Origin of the sequence: Stenotrophomonas sp. WHRI 8082 (assembly GCF_040223995.2) — a bacterium.
Lineage (GTDB): Bacteria > Pseudomonadota > Gammaproteobacteria > Xanthomonadales > Xanthomonadaceae > Stenotrophomonas.
In genome coordinates this window covers 254,300-269,251 of the sequence record NZ_CP167826.1, presented here as the reverse complement: position 1 = coordinate 269,251, position 14,952 = coordinate 254,300, and the positions used below count along the sequence as shown (strand labels likewise).

Below are 14,952 nucleotides of genomic sequence, written 5' to 3'. Positions count from 1 at the left end.
TCCCCCATGAGTGCACTCCAGGCAGCCCCGGCACGAGACCGGCTGCGTATCGCCATCCAGAAGAACGGGCGCTTGGCCGAACCCGCGCGCAACCTGCTCAGCGCGTGTGGCCTGAGCTGGCGCGAGAGCCGCGACAAGCTGTTCTGCTATGGCGAATCACTGCCGGTGGATCTGCTGCTGGTGCGCGACGATGACATTCCCGGGCTGATCGCCGATGGCGTGTGTGACCTCGGCATCGTCGGCCGCAACGAGCTGGACGAGCAGGGCGCGGCACGCGTGCAGCGTGGCCTGAAGCCGGCCTTCCAAGCACTGCGCGGGTTGGGCTTCGGTGCCTGCCGGTTGATGCTGGCCGTCCCCGAAGAATGGGAATGGGAGGGTCCGGCGCAGGTGGCCGGCACCCGCATCGCCACCAGCTATCCGGCCATCCTGAAAGACTGGCTTGCCGCGCGCGGGATCGACGCGCAGGTGGTCGAACTGTCCGGCTCGGTGGAGATCGCACCGCGCTTGGGAACTGCCGAACTGATCTGCGACCTGGTGTCCAGCGGCGGCACCTTGCGCGCCAACCAGCTCAAGCCGGTGGAGACCCTGCTGGAGAGCGAAGCCGTCCTGGCCGGCGCCGTGCATGCCCCCGACGACGCGCGCGGCGCGTTGCTGGCCATGCTGCTGCGCAGGCTGGATGGCGTGGTGCAGGTGCAGGATCGCAAGCTGCTGATGTTCCGCGCCGACCCGTCGCGCATCGCGGCACTGGAAACACTGCTGGCCGATGCCGAGCCGCTGGTGCGGTTGCCCGCCGATGACGGTGCGCTGCGGTTGCAGACCATGTGCCCGGGGCCGCTGTCGTGGCAGCGGATGGAAGAACTGGAGCGCGCAGGCGCCCAGGGCCTGATGGTATTGAGCGTGGAGCGGTCGCTGGCATGAATCGTCTGATGTGGTCCCAACTGGATGAACTGTCACGCAGCGACGCGCTGCAGCGCCCCGTGCAGGCTGTTGCCGCGCAGACGCGCGAGGCCGTGGCGGCACTGATCGCGCAGGTGCGCGCAGACGGCGATGACGCGCTGCGCGCGATTACCGCGCGTTTCGACCGGGTGCAGCTCGATGACATCGAGGTATCGGTGGCCGAGTTCGACGCCGCCGAGCAGGCCGTGCCTGCGGCGCTGCGCGCGGCGATGGAAGAAGCGGCGGCACGCATTACGCGCTTCCACGAAGCCGGCATGAGCCAAGGCTATTCGGTGGAAACCGCCCCCGGCGTGCATTGTGAGCGGATGATCCGGCCGATCGGCCGGGTGGGTCTGTACGTGCCTGCGGGCAGTGCCCCGTTGCCGTCCACGGCGCTGATGCTCGGCGTGCCGGCAGCGCTGGCCGGTTGCCTGCAGGTCGTGCTGTGCACGCCGCCGCGTGCTGATGGCAGTGCCGATCCGGCGGTGCTGGTTGCGGCGCGTCTGACCGGTGTGCAACGCGTGTTCAAGCTGGGCGGCGCGCAGGCGATCGCTGCGATGGCGTACGGAACGGCCAGCGTGCCCGCGTGCGACAAGCTGTTCGGCCCCGGCAACAGCTTCGTCACCGAGGCCAAGCAGCAGGTCGCGCAGGACGGCAGGGTGGCGATCGATATGCCGGCCGGCCCGTCCGAAGTGCTGGTAATCGCCGATGCCGGCGCCAACGCGGCCTTCGTCGCCGCAGACCTGCTGTCGCAGGCCGAGCACGGCCCGGATTCCCAGGTGCTGCTGCTCACCGATGACGAGGCGCTGCTGCAGGCGGTGGAAGCGGAGGTGGAGCGCCAGGTCGCGCTGCTGCCGCGCGAAACCATTGCCCGCCAGGCCTTGTCGGCATCGCGGTTGATCCAGGTGGATCGCCTGCAGGATGCCTTCGATATCAGCAACCGCTATGCGCCGGAGCACTTGATCCTGGCGCTGCGCGAACCGCGTGCGTGGCTGGGCCAGGTGCAGGCCGCCGGTTCGGTGTTCCTGGGTGACTACACCCCCGAAGCACTGGGTGACTACTGCAGTGGCACCAACCATGTGCTGCCAACGGCCGGTGCGGCACGCGCCTGGAGCGGGGTCAGCGTGGCCAGTTTCCAGAACACCATCAGCGTGCAGCGTGCCAGCGCTGAAGGCATCGCGGCGATCGGCGGTTGCGCGCGCATTCTTGCCAGTGCGGAGGGCCTGGACGCGCATGAGCGTGCCGTGGCACTGCGCATGGGGGCCGTGGCATGAGCGAGGGCATACAGGCGGTGCTGGACCTGCTGCGCCCGGACCTGCAGTCCTTCGCCGGCTACAGTTCGGCGCGCAGCAGCGCCGTGCAGGGCTCGGTCTGGTTGAACGCCAACGAATCGGCGTGGCCGAACCCGGCCGATGCGAAGGGCAGCAGCCGACGCTATCCCGATCCGCAGCCGCCGGCACTGCTGCGGGCACTTGCCGATGTGTACGGCATGCAGCCCGCGCAGTTGCTGGTCGGCCGCGGCAGCGATGAGGCCATCGACCTGCTGGTGCGTGCATTCTGCCGTCCCGGCACTGATCCCGTGCTGGTGACACCGCCCGTGTTCGGCATGTATGCCGTGTGCGCACGCCTGCAGGGTGCGCCGCTGCTGGAGATTCCGCTGCTGGATGCGCCTGCGGGGCTGCAGGTGGATATCGACGCAGTGATCGACCTGGCACGCGAACAGCGTGCGCGTCTGGTGTTCCTGTGCTCCCCTTCGAATCCGGCCGGCAGCGAAATCGCCACCGCGGATGTCGTGCGTACTGCACAGGCATTGCAGGGCCAGGCCATCGTGGTGGTGGACGAGGCCTACATCGAGTACAGCAGCCAGGCCTCGGCCACCGCGTTGCTGGCAGCGCACCCCAACATCGCCGTGCTGCGCACGCTGTCCAAGGCGCACGCGTTGGCCGCGGCCCGCATCGGTACGCTGATTGCAGCGCCCGAGCTCATTGCCGTGCTGCGCCGCTGCCAAGCGCCGTATCCCGTGCCCCAGCCGTGTGCGGAACTGGCGGTGGCTGCGCTGCAGCCTGCGGTACTGGCGAAGACCAGTGACCGGATCGCCGGCGTCGTGTCCGAGCGCGAGCGCTTGTTCCATGCCTTGCAGGCAGCCCCCGGCGTGCGCCGCGTCTACCGGTCTGCCGGCAACTACCTGCTGGTGCGTTTCGATGACGCGCAGGCCGCGTTCGATGCCCTGTTGGCGGCCGACATCGTCGTGCGCGACCAGCGCGCAGCCCCGCAGCTGGGCGATGCGCTGCGGATCAGCATCGGTAGTCCTGAGGAAAACCAACGCGTGCTTGCCGCGCTCTCGGCCCGGAGGGCTGCCGCATGACCCCCATTCTGTTCATTGACCGCGACGGCACCCTGATCGAGGAACCGGCCGACCACCAGATCGACGCTTACGAGAAACTGCGCTTCGTGCCGGACGTGATTCCTGCCCTGATCCGGCTGCGCGATGCGGGCTGGCAGTTCGTGATCGTCAGCAACCAGGATGGGCTCGGCAGCGAGAGCTATCCACGCGCTGTTTTCGATGCGCCGCACGCGCTGATGATGCACGTCTTCGAAAGCCAGGGCATCCGGTTCCGTGACGTGCTGATCGACAGTTCGTGGCCGCATGAGAACCTGCCCACGCGCAAGCCCGGCATCGGCCTGATGACGCGGTATCTGCAGGACCGCAGCATCGACTGGACACGCTCGGCGATGGTGGGCGACCGCCCCACCGACATCCAGTTCGCCGAGAACCTCAACATCCGCGGCTTCCAGTTGCGTACCAAAGAGTTCGGTGGCGAGTGGGACTGGCCCGGTATCGCACACGCGCTTGCCGATGCACCTCGCACGGCTGTCGTCCAGCGCAACACCAAGGAAACGCGCATCCGCGTGGAGCTGGATCTGGACAAAGCAGCGGAGCCGCAGATACACACGGGGCTGCCGTTCTTCGACCACATGCTGGAACAGATCGGCAAGCACGGCGGCATCTCGGTGCGGATCCAGACCGAAGGTGACCTGCATATCGACGAGCACCACACCATCGAAGATACGGGGCTTGCGCTGGGCCAGGCGCTGCGCGAGGCGCTGGGCGACAAGCGGGGCATCGGCCGCTACGGCTTCACCCTGCCGATGGACGAAACCCTGGCCAGTGCGGCGCTGGATTTCAGCGGCCGTCCGTATTTCGTCTTCGACGGCGAGTTCAAGCGCGAGCGGGTGGGTGACCTGCCAACCGAACTGGTGCCGCACTTCTTCCGTTCTCTGTGCGACGCGGCCGGGTTGAACCTCAACCTGCAGGTGCGCGGCGACAACGATCACCATAAGGTCGAAGCCTGTTTCAAGGCACTCGCCCGTGCACTGCGCACGGCCGTGGCCCGCCAAGGCACCGACCTGCCCAGCACCAAGGGGGCGCTGTGAGTGCCGTTGCGCTGATCGATGCGGGCGGGGCCAACCTCGGCTCGGTCCGCTACGCGCTGGAACGTCTGGGTGCAGAGGTGCGCCTGGTGCGCAACGCCGACGAACTGCGCGGCGCAACACGGGTGATCCTGCCTGGCGTGGGCGCCGCGGTGCCGGCAATGCAGCGGCTGCATGGGCAAGGCCTGTTCGAGCCACTGCGTCAGTTGCAGGTTCCGTTGTTGGGCATTTGTCTGGGCATGCAGTTGCTGTTCGAGCGATCGGAAGAGGGCGGCGTCGAGACGCTGGGACTGATCCCCGGCACGGTGCGCAAGCTGGTGCCCGCCACCGGCATACGCGTGCCGCACATGGGCTGGAACCGCCTGTTGCCGCTGCGTGAGTCGCCGTTGCTGCGCGGTATCCCGGAGCGCGCCAGTGCCTACTTCGTGCACAGCTACGCGGCGCCCTTGAATGCCCACACGGTCGCCGCCTGTGACCATGGCGGGCTGTTCAGCGCGGTGGTCGAGCATGGTCGCTATTTCGGTGCGCAGTATCACCCCGAGCGTTCCGGTGATACCGGCGCATTGCTGTTGCAAAACTTCCTGCAGGACACCGCCGCATGAGCTTCATTGTCTATCCCGCCCTTGATATCCGCGAAGGCCGCGTGGTGCGCCTGCGCCAGGGCGACTACGCACAGGAAACCCGTTACGGCGATGATCCGCTTCCGCGTGCGCAGGCCTTCGCCGCACAGGGCGCGGGCTGGATGCATCTGGTGGATCTGGACGCTGCACGCGCCGGTGGCTACACGCTGGCACCGCTGCTGAGGCAGATCCGTGCCGAGGCTGGGTTGGACGTGCAGACCGGCGGCGGCGTGCGCGGCCGCGATGACGTGGTGCGTATCCTTGACGCCGGCGCGAGCCGCATCGTGGTGGGGTCGCTGGCCGTGCGCGAGCCGGAGGCGGTGATCGGCTGGCTGGCGGAGTTCGGCGCCGAACGCATCACGATCGCGCTGGACGCCCGCCAGGATGAGGCGGGCACCTGGCAGCTGCCGATCCATGGCTGGACCGAGAATGCCGGTGTCACCCTGGATGCGCTGGCGCAGCGTTACGCTGCCGCCGGGATGCGCCACCTGCTGTGCACGGACATCGCCCGTGACGGCATGCTGGCCGGACCCAACATCGACCTCTATCGGCACCTCGCCGCGCTGCTGCCCGGCGTCGCGATCCAGGCCTCCGGTGGCATCCGCGACGTGTCCGATGTGGTCGCCGCGCGAGCGGCAGGCTGCAGCGGCGCGATCCTGGGCAAGGCGCTGCTGGAGCAGCGCATGGACCTGGCCGAGGCACTGGCATGTTGAGTCGCCGCATCATTCCGTGCCTGGACGTACGCGATGGCCGCGTGGTGAAAGGCGTGCGCTTCCGCGACCACGTGGACATGGGCGATATCGCCGAACTGGCGCTTCGCTATCGCGATCAGGGCGCGGACGAGCTGGTGTTCTATGACATCGGTGCCAGCCCGGACGGGCGCAGCGTGGACGTCGCATGGATCGAGCGCATCGCGCGGCTGATCGACATCCCGTTCTGCGTTGCCGGCGGCATCAGTGACGTGGAGACCGCGCGGCGCGTGCTGCATGCCGGTGCGGACAAGATCTCGATCAACTCCCCGGCATTGGGTCGGCCTGAGCTGATCAGCGAGCTGGCCGAGGCATTTGGCGTGCAATGCGTGGTGGTGGGTATCGATTCGGTGCGCGAGCCCGACGGACAGTGGCGGGTGCGCCGCTTCACCGGCGACCCGTCCAAGACGCAGGCGGTGGCGCTGCGCACGCTGGACTGGGTGCGTGAGGTGCAGCAGCGCGGTGCCGGTGAGATCGTGCTGAACTGCATGGACAGTGATGGGGTGCGGCGCGGGTATGACGTGGAGCAGCTGCGCCATGCGCGCGCGGCCTGCCACGTGCCGCTGATCGCATCGGGTGGGGCAGGTACGCCGGAACATTTCGCCCAGGTCTTCGACCAGGCGGACGTGGATGGGGCCTTGGCCGCCAGCGTGTTCCACAGCGGCGCCATCGCCATTCCCGAATTGAAGCGCTATCTGCGCGAACAACAGATCGAGGTCCGGGATGTCTACTGAAGTTGCAATCATCAACGTGCTGCCCGACCGTGCGGCGCTGGCGGGCCTGGACTGGGGCAAGGGCGATGGGCTGCTGCCTGCCGTCGTGCAGGATGCCGACAGCCTGCAGGTGCTGATGCTGGGTTACGTCAACGCCGAGTCACTGCAGGTCACTCTGCAGCACGGTCACATGACCTTCTTCAGCCGTAGCAAGGATCGCTTGTGGACCAAGGGCGAGCAGTCCGGCAACGTGCTGGTGGTGCAGTCCATCGCGGTTGACTGCGACGCGGATACGTTGCTGGTGATGGCGCGGCCGGCAGGACCGACCTGCCACACCGGTGCGGAAAGCTGCTTCCCGCAGGCCGCAAAGGACTTCATCGGCGAGCTTGACCAGCTGGTGCGTACACGTGAAGCGGAGCGACCGGCGGGTAGCTATACGACGTCGCTGTTCGATGGGGGCATCCGCTGCATCGCCCAGAAGGTGGGTGAGGAGGGAGTGGAAGCCGCGTTGGCCGCAGTTGCGCAGGGTGACGAAGAACTGCTGGGCGAAGCCGCCGATCTGGTGTTCCATCTGCTGGTGCTGCTGCGCGCACGCGGGCTGGGCCTGCAGGATGTGCGCGACCTGCTGCAGGTACGGCACCGCTGAGTTGTTTGGGGCTGGTGGTTGTTAGTCCGCCAACGGCGTGCGGGTGATCACGAACGGTTCCTTCGCTGATGTGGTGTGGATCTGGTAGAGCCGACTTCAGTCGGCTGCGGATACAACCAGCCGACTGAAGTCGGCTCTACCGCAGCCGCAGCCGCAGCCGCAGGCGCAGCCGCAGAGGCCGAGGCGGAGGCCGACGCGGAGGCAGAGGCCGCAGAGGCGGCCGACATCGGCGCGCGTAACACGCTTGTACGGGGCATGGGCTTTACAATGCCCCCGACTTTGATCTGGACCTGTCCAACCATGAAACTCTCTGCCGCCTGGCTGTGCTGCTTGCTGCTCACCAGCGCGCCCGCATTCGCAGATGCGATCACCGTCAGTGGACGGGTATACCAGGACCGCGACGGCAAGCCGGGGCGCGGTGCCACCGACCCGGGCATGGGCGGTGTGCAGGTCTCCAATGGCCGCAGCATCGTGCGTACCAGCGCCGACGGCAGCTATCGCCTGCCGGTCGAAGCGGGTGACACGGTCTTCATCATCAAGCCCGATGGCTACCGGATGGCGGTCGGCCCCGATGGCCTGCCGGCGTTCTGGCGGCACTACGCGCCACAGGGTTCGCCTGCGCTGAAGTACAACGGTATCGCGCCGACGGTCACACCGGTCAATGCCTACGATTTCGCGCTGACACCGGACAAGCATGACGTTCGGCGCGGCTTCCAGATGCTGGTGTTCACCGACCCGCAGACCGCCACGTTGCGCGACATCGGGTACTACGAGCAGTCGATCGTCAAACCGCTCGCGGGCCGGACCAAGGCGCGCCTGGGCACGACGCTGGGTGACATCGTCAACGACGACCTGTCGTTGTACCCGGCGATCAACCAGGTCACCACACAGATGGGCATGCCGTGGTTCCACGTCCCGGGCAACCATGATCTGGACTTCGATGCCGCCACGGATGCCCATTCGCTGGACAGTTGGCGCGCCGTGTACGGCCCGGACACCTATGCGGTGGAGGAGGGCGGTGCCAGCTTCCTGTTCCTCGACGACGTGGTCTATGACCCGAATGCCAAGCCGACCTACATCGGAGGGCTGCGCGAAGACCAGTTCGCCTTCATCGCACAGTATCTGAAGGGCCTGCGCCACGATCGGCTGTTGGTGCTGGGCATGCATATCCCGCTGTTCGACGCGGCACCGGGGCGCGAGACGTTCCGTCACGCTGACCGCCAGCGCCTGTTCGACCTGCTGAAGGATTTCAGCAATGTGCTGGTGCTGAGCGGCCACAGCCACACCCAGCAGCACTACTACCATGCCGCTGGCGAAGGTTGGCACGGCGAAAAACCGCTGCACGAGTACAACGTAGGCGCGAACTGCGGTGCGTTCTGGTCGGGGGTGAAAGACCGCCACGGCGTGCCGGACAGCACGATGAGTGATGGCACGCCAAAGGGCTATGCGCTGCTGGACGTTGCCGGCAACGGCAGCTATCGCCTGCAGTACCGTGTGGCGGGTGCAGCCGACACCGACCAGATCGGCCTGCATGCACCGAAGGTGTTGCGCCAGGGGGCGTATCCGGCGTGGGGCGTGTTCGCCAATGTGTACATGGGCGAGGATGCCACCCGGGTGGAGTTCCGTGTCGACGGTGGCGCATGGCAGCCGATGAAGCAGGTGCGGCAGGGCGATCCGCGGCTGCAGCAGGAGAACGTGGCCGATGACCTGGCGACGACGTTGCGCGGTTACGACCGGTCCCCTGAAGCCACGGCGTCGCCGCATCTGTGGCGCGGCGCGCTGCCCACCGATCTGGCGGTCGGCGAGCACAATGTCGATGTGCGTGCGACCCAGCCGGATGGATCGGTGTTCACGGCGAACACCCGTTACAGTCTGGCCACCGCCACGCCCTGACGCCGACCCGCCCGCCGACGCCGGAGCGGCGCATGCGCTGATAGGCGGGGATGCGGTAGGCGCGCACTGTGGATTTCTCAGCCCAGGTCGAGGAATCCGCCCATGTGCCGCCATTGGACACTGTCATCACCACGCCTGCTGAGCAGGGGCGTGCGCGCCACCTGCGGGGTGCTCATGCTGCTCGTCGGCGCGGTTTCTGTCGCCTTGGCGGTGGAATCACCGGACGAGGTCAACACGTTCATCGGCACCCAGGACGACGGCAACACGTTTCCCGGCGCGTCCGCGCCCTTTGGCATGATCCAGGTCAGCCCTACGGCAGAGCACTGGGCGGGGTGGAAGTACGACGAAGCACGTATTCGCGGGTTCGGCCACTCGTTTCTGTCCGGCGCCGGTTGCTGGGAGCAGGGCGGCCACGTGTCGGTGCTGCCGGTCATCGGCAGCATTGGTCCCGGCAAGCAGTTCGACACCCGTCGGCCGGAAAGCTTTGACCATCGCCGCTATGCCGCCCGGTCAACCCACGACGGCGAAGTGGGCCGCGCCGGCTACTACCGGACCCGACTTGTCGACTACGGTGGCATCGATGTGGAAGCGACAGCGCTTACGCGCGCGGCGGCGGAGCGATACACCTTTGCTGGAAGCGCCGAGACAGGGCACATCCTGGTCAATGTCGGACAGGCGAACGAGCGACACCAGGTCGTTTCCAGCGACATCCATGTGGTGGGTGACAACGCAGTGGAGGGCAGTGTCGTCACCCAGAGCTTCTGTGGGGGGACGCGCTACACCACATGGTTCCGGCTGCAGTTCAACCGTCCGTTCACTGCAAAGGGGACCTGGAACGGGGCCGGTGGCGTAGAGGGAAGCGGCGACAGTACGAACACTTACGGCCTGAACGGCGCGTGGCTGACATTCGATCTGGGGCGCGATCGTGCGGTGGAGGTTGTCAGTGCGTTGTCCCTTGTGGATGGCGAAGGCGCACGCAACAATCTGCTGGCGGAGGGCCACGACGATCGGGGTCTGCGCTCCTTCGAGCAGATGCACGCCTCGGCGCGCGCCCGTTGGAAGCAGGAACTGGATCTGGTGGCGTTGGACGGGGGCAGCGCGGGTGATCGGACGGTCTTCAGAACGGCGCAGTATCACGCCCACCTGCAGCCGCTGACGGCCAGCGATGCTGATGGCCGCTATCGCGGCTACGACAACGCGCTGCATTCCGCGGCCGGATGGACGTATTACGCGTACTTCTCGTTATGGGACACCTACCGGGCACAGAACCAATGGCTGGCCCTCGTGCGCCCGCAGGTGGCACGCGACATCGCGCAGAGCTTACTGGCCATCGAGCGGGAAGGGGGCTGGTTGCCGCGCTGGGGCTATGCGAACTTCGAAACGAACATCATGACCGGGGATCCCGTGACGCCCTTCCTCGTTGACCTCTGGCGCGCTGGCGCCCTGCGGCGCCGAGAGGAGGACGCTTGGCACGCGCTTCGCAGAAATGCCTTCGAGATGCCGCCCGCTGCATCACGTCACGCTGGCCGGTCCGGCAATGTGAGCTACCGGCAGAACGGCTTCGTGCTGTTCGACAAGCGCTGGCCTGCCAAAGGCATGGATGCCGATCCCCATTACGGCGCGTCGGCGACGCTGGAGTATGCGCTGGCCGACTGTGCACTCTCGCAGTTCGCCGATGCACTGGGGCAGACGCAGGACGCCAGCGTGCTGCGCGCGCGCAGCCAGAACTGGAAAAGTATCTGGGACGACACCCTGCGCGACGCGGACCTGGGGCATACCGGGTTTCCGCGGCCGCGCATAGCCGACGGCAGCTGGTACGGCGGAGGGGACTACACACCACGCTCGGAAGGCGGGTTCCACGAAGGAACCGCATGGCAGTATCAGTGGCTGGCCCAGCACGACGTGGTGGGACTATCCCAGGCCATGGGCGGGCGCGATTCGGCGGTGAAGCGGCTTGATGACTTCTTCGCGTATCCCGCGCTGCAGGCCGATCCGGCCGGTGCGGCGCGCAGGGAGTGGGTGGTTGGCCCGTACGATTATTACAACCAGTACCGTTACAACCCCAACAACGAGGCCGACCTGCATGCGCCCTGGATGTACACGCTGCTGGCGACACCGTGGAAGACCGCAACCGTCGTCCGCGCTGCGCAGCATCTGTTTACCGAAGGGCCCGCCGGGGTGACCGGCAACGATGATCTGGGCGCGATGTCGGCGTGGTACCTGTTCAGTGCGTTGGGCATTTTTCCTGCCGTGCCGGGCAGTGGGCAGTTTCTTCTGCATGCCCCTCGCTTTCCCGGTGTGACGCTGGATCTTGGCGAGGCGTCTGGCCGTCTGTCCCTGCGGGCGCCGGGTGCCAGCGGCCGGGACTTGCAGTACGTGAGCGGCGTGCGGATCGATGGGCGCCAGCATCACCCGGTGTGGGTGGACTGGGCCCAGCTCCGGGCCGCGCGCAGCATCGACTTCGATCTCAGCACGATTCCACCGGTGGATGGCTGGGGTACCCGCGCCGCGGATCTGCCTGTCTCGCGCTGTGCATCGACGTCGGCATCCACGCCGTAAAGGAATCGGCGCCGCGCAGGTCGCGGCGTTGCCGGAACAAAAAAAGGCAGCCGCCCAGCACGGCGCGGCTGCCCCGGAAACCGTCGGATCAGAACTTGTAGTTCAGCCCGAAGTACAGCTGACGGCCGCTGTAGATGTTGGAGATCAGGCGGGCCTTGGTGTCACCGCCCAGGTGGGTGCGCTGTTCGGACTTGGTGGCGTTGAGCACCGATGCCGTAACGGTCAGCGCTTCGGTCAGGTTGTAGGCCGCGTTGAGGTCCAGCTGATCGTAGGGCTCGGTGAACACCGTCATGCCGTTGTTCAGGCCGCCGACCACTTCACCGCGACGGTTGTACGAAGCGCGCGCCAGGAACTTGTCATTCTCGTAGAACAAGGTCACGTTGGCCTGGTTCTTGGCGCTGCCCACCAGCGGCGATGCGCCGATGTTCTCGCCATCCAGCACGATCGAGGCGAGGTTGGTGTCGTTGTAGGTGTAGTTGGCCTGCACGCCGAAGCCCATGTCGAAGGTGTACTGACCGTAGACTTCCACGCCCTGCGACACACCATCACGGCCGTTGGCTTCGGTGGAATAGTTCTGCACCGTCACCAGTTCACCGCCGACCATCATCTGTTGGTCGGCTACCACCGGCACGGTGAAGTTGTCCACGTCCTTGCGGAACAGCGCGACGCCGGCCACCGCGCCCGGCTGGAAATAGTACTCCAGGCCCAGGTCGTACTGCAGGGCTTCGAACGGCTCCAGCTGCTTGTTGCTGCCCGATCCGTACCAGCCCGGGGTCAAGGTGCCACCGGCCACGCGACGGTCGTTGCTGTACTCCTCGCTGATGTACTCCAGGCCGCCGGGGTAGGCGATGCTGGTGTAGCCCGGGCGGGCGATCACCTTCGACGCGGCACCGCGCAGGACCAGGTTGTCGGTGATGTCCCAGGCAATGTTGAAGCTGGGCAGTACATCGGTGTACGTCTTGTCCAGCGATGAGAGCGCGTACGACTTTTCGCGGACGTCGGAGCGGACGAAGCCCGATTCGCAGACGGTGCCGGCCGGCGCACCGGTCGGCGGGCAGGCCAGCGGATTACCGTCGGCGCCATCGACGAAATAGTCCTCGAAGCGCTCGACCGAGTCACTCGAAGCGGCGTGTTGGCGGGTCTGTGCGATGCGTACGCCGATGTTGCCTCGCAGGCGCTCGGTACGGAAGTTCGCCTGGAAATAGCCCGAGTAGACCTTCTCGCCCACGTCGTAGACGAAGTCGGGTTCGCGGCGGTTCTGCATGCCGCCATAGCGATCGTTGAGGTAGTCGATGTAGGCCGGGTAGTTCACGCCCGGCAGTACATTGGCGTTGAAGCCGCCTGCGATGTTGTCGATCGGGTTGGACAGGAAGAAGCCCGGCTGGGCCACGTCCTTCTGCGGATCGTTGCAGTTCTTGAACTGGTAGCGGGCCTCGTAATCGGCCGGGTCAGCGCCTTGGCACACCCAGTAGGTGTTGCCGGTATTGCGGTGCACCTTGCTGTCGCGGTACTTCAGGCCGAACTGGATCGAATCCATCCAGCCCGACTCGAACATGCGGGTGACGTCGGCCTGGAAGTAGTTCTGCTCGATGCTGGTTTCGCGCCATGACGAATCGGTCGACCCGGTGTCGATCTCGGCGATGCCGGCCATCAGCTGCTGCTGCAGGTCAGGCGAGAAGGTGGCCGTGGGTGTCCCGGTCAGGTCCCACGCGCTGTAGCTGTTGCCGTTCTGCCAGGCACCATCGACCTGCCGGCGCGGCTTGGCCGACATGCGGAAGTTGAGGGACGGGCCACCCTCGGACCACGTACGGCCGCCCTTGAAGGTGGCCTTGGTCAGCGTGCTGATGTCCCAGTCGACGGTCAGGTCGGCGGTCTGCGACAGCGCTTTTTCCTTGCTGTAGGTGCCGGTCAGCTGCGGGGTGGGGATGGTGCAGTCATCCGGGCCCCAGCCACCGGGCGCCATGCCGGCGGCGGCCGCTTCGGCCTCGTTGCAGTAATAGGCCTTGCCCGCCAGCTTTTCATACTGGGCGCCGGTGACGACGCTGCCACTGGAATCGAAGTCCAGGCCATTGAGCAGGCGTCCGCCGGCCCAGTTGCCGTCGCCGTTGAAGCGCGCGATGTTCCACTCGGGGATGGCTGCGCGGTTGAGCGTGTAGTCGCCGGACAGCTCGAAGCGAAAGTAATTGGCGGTCAGGGTGAGGCTGTCCACCGGCTTGAACTGGAACGTGAACTGGCCGCCGGTGCGCTCGCGCTCTTCTTCGCGTACGCCGAAGCCCACTGCGGTGGGCATGAAGAATTCGCTGTAGTTCTGCCCGGTCTGGTTGTTGAAGCCGGACTCGCCCCACCAGTACTTCACGCCACCCTGGGTGATCTTGTTGCCATAGGCGTCCACCGCGTCGGTACCGTTGCCGTACCACTGGTAGTCATCGACGTTGACTTCCATGCTGCGGTTGGTGCGCTTCTGCTTGGTGGCCCCGATCAGCACGCCGAAGCGCTCATCGTTGCTATGCCAGGAATACAGCGCCGACATCTGCGGATCGATCCCGTCGCTGGTGTCGGACGACACGCCTTCCAGATTGACGAAGCCGGAGTTGGCCTCCATGTCCAGCGGGCGGCGGGTATGCAGGATCACCGTGCCGCCGATGCCACCTTCATCGATGCGGGCTTCGGGCGACTTGAACAGCTCCGCGCTCTCCAGCATGTTCGACGGCAGCAGGGTGTAGTTGAACGAACGCGAGGCCTCGTTGTTGGTTTCCGAGGTGGCGACGTAGTTGCCATTGAGCTGGGTCAGGGTGAGATCCGAATCCAGGCCACGCACGCTGACATTCTTGCCTTCGCCGCCGTCGCGCGTGATCACCACGCCCGGCACGCGTTGCAGTGCGTCGGCGACGTTCTTGTCGGGGAACTTGCCCACGTCTTCGGCAGTGATGACTTCCACCACGGCATTGGCGTCGCGCTTCTGCTGCAGGCTCTTTTCGATCGCATAGCGGTAGCCGGTGACGTTGACGCTGTCCAGCGTGGTGGCGCTGGGCGATGCGGCGGGCGTGGACGGCGCAGCATCCTGGGCAGACGCCGGCGCCACGCTGGCCGCCAAGGCGAATGCAATGGCTGCCGACAAGGTGTGGCGACCGTAGTTGTGTGACATGTAATTCATTCTCTCCCTCTCCTGGATCGAACCGTTGGCTGATACGAAATACTTGAATCGATCTTATGTGTCGACGCGAGACCGCAAGCGTGGGGCAGGAGAGACAGGGCACCTGATGGCGTTGCTGTCGGATTCCGAACCCGGCAATCGTGACCGTTTGAAGTTGGATCGATCTAAACGATTGGCGCGCATTTTTTAACACGGCCCGACGCAACTGGCATGCTGCTGCGCAATATGAAAACGTTTGCAGACGCTATTG

11 protein-coding genes are annotated in these 14,952 nt (G+C 66.1%); 10 read left to right on the top strand and 1 reads right to left on the bottom strand.

Features of this window, described 5'->3' with window-relative positions:
- Positions 1-6 precede the first annotated feature (6 nt).
- The 10 genes from hisG to ABRP17_RS01075 all read left to right on the top strand — a co-directional run bounded on the left by hisG (position 7) and on the right by ABRP17_RS01075 (position 11,548).
- The gene (hisG, locus tag ABRP17_RS01120; RefSeq protein ID WP_188324203.1) at positions 7-918 is read left to right on the top strand and encodes an ATP phosphoribosyltransferase; all 912 of its coding nucleotides are present in this window, start codon (positions 7-9) and stop codon (positions 916-918) included.
- Positions 915-2,210 (top strand): histidinol dehydrogenase, encoded by a 1,296-nt coding sequence (gene hisD / locus ABRP17_RS01115; RefSeq protein WP_349985577.1) that lies wholly within the window; start codon positions 915-917, stop codon positions 2,208-2,210. Before hisG ends, hisD begins: the two co-directional genes overlap by 4 nt.
- Positions 2,207-3,301 carry a histidinol-phosphate transaminase gene (gene hisC, locus ABRP17_RS01110; protein ID WP_349985578.1) on the top strand — a complete coding sequence of 365 codons (1,095 nt, stop codon included), beginning with the start codon at positions 2,207-2,209 and terminating at the stop codon, positions 3,299-3,301. The genes hisD and hisC overlap by 4 nt, the downstream gene beginning before the upstream one ends.
- On the top strand, positions 3,298-4,371 hold the full coding sequence (gene hisB / locus ABRP17_RS01105; protein WP_349985579.1) for a bifunctional histidinol-phosphatase/imidazoleglycerol-phosphate dehydratase HisB: 1,074 nt from the start codon (positions 3,298-3,300) through the stop codon (positions 4,369-4,371). The genes hisC and hisB overlap by 4 nt, the downstream gene beginning before the upstream one ends.
- A complete protein-coding gene (gene hisH, locus ABRP17_RS01100) occupies positions 4,368-4,970 on the top strand; it encodes an imidazole glycerol phosphate synthase subunit HisH (protein ID WP_188324199.1) in 603 nt (200 codons plus the stop codon). The genes hisB and hisH overlap by 4 nt, the downstream gene beginning before the upstream one ends.
- Positions 4,967-5,701, top strand: coding sequence for a 1-(5-phosphoribosyl)-5-[(5-phosphoribosylamino)methylideneamino]imidazole-4-carboxamide isomerase (gene hisA, locus ABRP17_RS01095; RefSeq protein ID WP_349985580.1), 735 nt, complete (start codon positions 4,967-4,969; stop codon positions 5,699-5,701). Before hisH ends, hisA begins: the two co-directional genes overlap by 4 nt.
- A complete protein-coding gene (gene hisF, locus ABRP17_RS01090) occupies positions 5,695-6,471 on the top strand; it encodes an imidazole glycerol phosphate synthase subunit HisF (RefSeq protein ID WP_192093722.1) in 777 nt (258 codons plus the stop codon). Before hisA ends, hisF begins: the two co-directional genes overlap by 7 nt.
- Positions 6,461-7,096 carry a bifunctional phosphoribosyl-AMP cyclohydrolase/phosphoribosyl-ATP diphosphatase HisIE gene (gene hisIE, locus ABRP17_RS01085; RefSeq protein WP_349985581.1) on the top strand — a complete coding sequence of 212 codons (636 nt, stop codon included), beginning with the start codon at positions 6,461-6,463 and terminating at the stop codon, positions 7,094-7,096. Before hisF ends, hisIE begins: the two co-directional genes overlap by 11 nt.
- A 300-nt stretch (positions 7,097-7,396) precedes the next feature.
- On the top strand, positions 7,397-8,989 hold the full coding sequence (locus ABRP17_RS01080) for a calcineurin-like phosphoesterase family protein (protein WP_349985582.1): 1,593 nt from the start codon (positions 7,397-7,399) through the stop codon (positions 8,987-8,989).
- A 174-nt stretch (positions 8,990-9,163) separates the two neighbouring features.
- A complete protein-coding gene (locus ABRP17_RS01075; protein ID WP_349985616.1) occupies positions 9,164-11,548 on the top strand; it encodes a GH92 family glycosyl hydrolase in 2,385 nt (794 codons plus the stop codon).
- An 88-nt stretch (positions 11,549-11,636) separates the two neighbouring features.
- Here ABRP17_RS01075 and ABRP17_RS01070 read toward each other — a convergent pair whose 3' ends face one another.
- The gene (locus tag ABRP17_RS01070) at positions 11,637-14,702 is read right to left on the bottom strand and encodes a TonB-dependent receptor (RefSeq protein ID WP_349985583.1); all 3,066 of its coding nucleotides are present in this window, start codon (positions 14,700-14,702) and stop codon (positions 11,637-11,639) included.
- Positions 14,703-14,952 lie beyond the last annotated feature (250 nt).